Source organism: Paenibacillus sp. N119s (assembly GCF_059447605.1).
The window spans coordinates 1-2,701 of sequence record NZ_JCAJRU010000388.1 but is presented as its reverse complement, the minus strand read 5'-3'; the positions used below and the strand labels follow the sequence as shown (position 1 = coordinate 2,701).

At 42.5% G+C, this 2,701-nt stretch carries 2 protein-coding genes and 1 pseudogene; 1 reads left to right on the top strand and 2 read right to left on the bottom strand.

The window, feature by feature from the left end; translation table 11 throughout:
- Both AC5V8P_RS24990 and AC5V8P_RS24985 read right to left on the bottom strand, forming a co-directional pair.
- A partial coding sequence (locus AC5V8P_RS24990; protein ID WP_495473997.1) for an MATE family efflux transporter occupies positions 1–1,381 on the bottom strand: 1,381 nt, incomplete at its 3' end.
- A 388-nt stretch (positions 1,382–1,769) separates the two neighbouring features.
- Positions 1,770–2,108 (bottom strand): annotated as a pseudogene (locus AC5V8P_RS24985) (MFS transporter); the annotation flags it as partial.
- A gap of 139 nt (positions 2,109–2,247) precedes the next feature.
- On the opposite strand from AC5V8P_RS24985, the gene AC5V8P_RS24980 reads away from it, so the two are divergent.
- Entirely contained in the window at positions 2,248–2,448 is a 201-nt protein-coding gene (locus tag AC5V8P_RS24980) for a hypothetical protein (protein ID WP_063212096.1), read from the top strand.
- Positions 2,449–2,701: the final 253 nt, after the last annotated feature.

The window sequence follows — 2,701 nt, the reverse complement described above, 5'->3', positions numbered from 1 at the left end:
AACGATGCTGGACCCATTTGCTGCCGCGGAAGCGCCAGAGGAAAACGATCCCCCGCACACCCCATTCAATATCCATGGCCAGCCAGACACCCACAATCCCCAAGTTGAACACAATGCCCAAGACATACCCAAGCACTACCCGACACAACCACATGGACAGCATCGAGGTGAGGGACGTAAATTTGGAATCCCCCGCCGCCCTAAGCGCAGAGGGTGTAATAAAGGCGATGGACCAGAGTGGAATCTGGGCCAGCGTATTAATCAGCATGACCATAAAAATGTCATCTACAATTTCAGCAGGTGGATGAAACAACCCCACCATCGGCTTAAACAAAGGCATTAGGATTAGCCCCATTACAATAAACGAAGCGGACGACAGCCAAATAAACGATTTGGTAAACTTGCGGGCATCGTGTACATTCCGCCGCCCCATGCATTGACCAACCACGGTCACAATTGTAAGAGCCAAAGCATTCGCAGGAATTTGGAACACGTTAGCCAGGGAGGAGCAAATAGCATTCGTCGCCAATGCATTGGTCCCCAGGCTCACAATGAAAATTTGAGTTAAAATTTTACCTCCATTGAAAAACATCTGTTCCGCTGCAAAAGGAAGACCGATAAACAGGATCTTTTTAAGCATGGCCAGATTAAAATAAAGCATATCTCTAAGCTGAACACGCAGGTCGTCATCCACCCTGATCAAATAGATCAACGCACAAGCAGCCCCTGCATATCTGGACACATTGACTGCAATCGTCATGCCCAGCACACTCATATCCAACAAATTTATAAACACGACATTCAGCAGCACGTATGAAAAATTCATGATAAGCGAGAGAGCCAGCGATGCCCTCGTCTTGCCGATCCCTCTCAGCGCTCCACATACGGCCTCAACAATCGCAATTCCCACAAAAGACATACAGCTTCCCAGTAGATATACCTTGCCGTTAGCCAATACATCAGCCGAAGCGGAGCCAAACAGGACACTTAAAATGGGATTGTACAACAGGATCATAAACAGACTGATGCATAAGGCCAACAAGGAAACGGAGGATATCGTACCGGAGGTTGCTTTAGAGACCATAAGGTCATTGCCGCTCCCCTTATACTGCGCTACAACAACCGTACCCCCAGTAGACACTGCCACAAACACATTAATTAAAAAAATATTTAATGAATCAATCATATTTACAGCACTGACCGCCGCCATCCCCGACGAGCTGATCATGGCTGTGTTGACCAAATTAAGACCCACGATAAAAGCCTGATCAATCAGAAGCGGGAGAAATAGGGCAATAATCTGCCGATAATCAATGGACTCTCCTGAAAAATGCCGATTCAGAAAGCCCTGCGTCCTCATCCTTACACTCAGTTGACTCATCTTATCACATTCTTTTTTATCAAATTGAAAAAAACCCTTCAACAGAAGAGTCTTTCATGGCGAAAAAATGTATAAAGTTGCAAGGCTAGATGTCTCTGGCTCTTGATTCTGTACACTTTTCTCTACATAGAAGTATTACTCTAAAAGAAAATCCTGTCAATGGCTTTACTCACACTTAAATAGAAAAAAAACCTCAAAACTTGCTTTCTGAGCTGAACAAGTTTTGAAGCAGGATTACACTATTTTCTAGTATGCAAAATCCTTTGTTAAGAGAACAATCATGACCTTCTCGCAATTAAATCTTGCTCAATAGAAGCCTCATTCTTTTCGAATTTCTTATAGAAAAACATAGGAATAATTCCGATCAAGAAGATGATAAACGGCAGCCAGCCATGATGCCAAATAAAACGAGTGTTAGGGAAAATCCTTTTTGATCATTTCCCTGTCCAAAGAAGGCGACCAGAGGTAACGTGAATATGGTGGCGATGAAGAAGCCCACATTTCCCCCGACCATACGGAAAGAGTTCAAAACCACGCGTTCATTGGAATTAGTGCTCAGGTTAGGCAGAATAGATGTAATCGGTTTACTGATCCCCGTATACAGAATACCCGCTATGATATAAGTGATGGCCGCGTATGCAATTTTCCCCGATTCACTCCAATTGGACGTTGTAAACGTAAGAACCATGAACACGGCAAACGGAACAGCTAACCATAGAAAATAAGGATAAAGTAAGGATAATATCGAACAAGCTGACCTAAGTTCCTCTTGCTACAGTCCTTATTTTATCAACCTGAATTTATAAAAAAAATCGCGATCTTTAACTAAAACTTATACGATTTCACACACAAAGGAGCTGACTTCCATGAGCAAAACAGGCTTTCTATCTTTCCTTGTTCCTCCATTGCCTTATTTCATAGAAGGGAATTTTACTGCATACCACAAAGGGGATTGGCATCCGAATCGCTATAACTTAGGTTATTTTGACGTAATCATTATTAAAGAAGGACTACTGCACATCGGTGAGGAGGACAAGTCGTGGAGAGTACCGAAAAAAACTAGTTAATCCCCTTGAGCTGTTCTCTAAATTGGACTATTTACTAGCCTCTACTTTAAAAACTCGAAAGCTGGCTCTATGGGAGACTCAACAAACATTTGTGAATATTTTTCAGAGTTTGGAATATGATGAGAATTATAAAAGCAGTTCCTCAAAGTTAGCCGAACAGATCGAAATATTTCTAAAACAAAACTACAGAAATGCCATCACGAATAAAGACCTGGAGGCACATTTTCACGTACATCAAAACTATCTTGCCAGA

Coding starts and splice junctions, on each gene's coding strand:
- AC5V8P_RS24980 (WP_063212096.1), top strand. CDS start 2,248: ATGAGCAAAACAGGCTTTCTATCTTTCCTTGTTCCTCCATTGCCTTAT.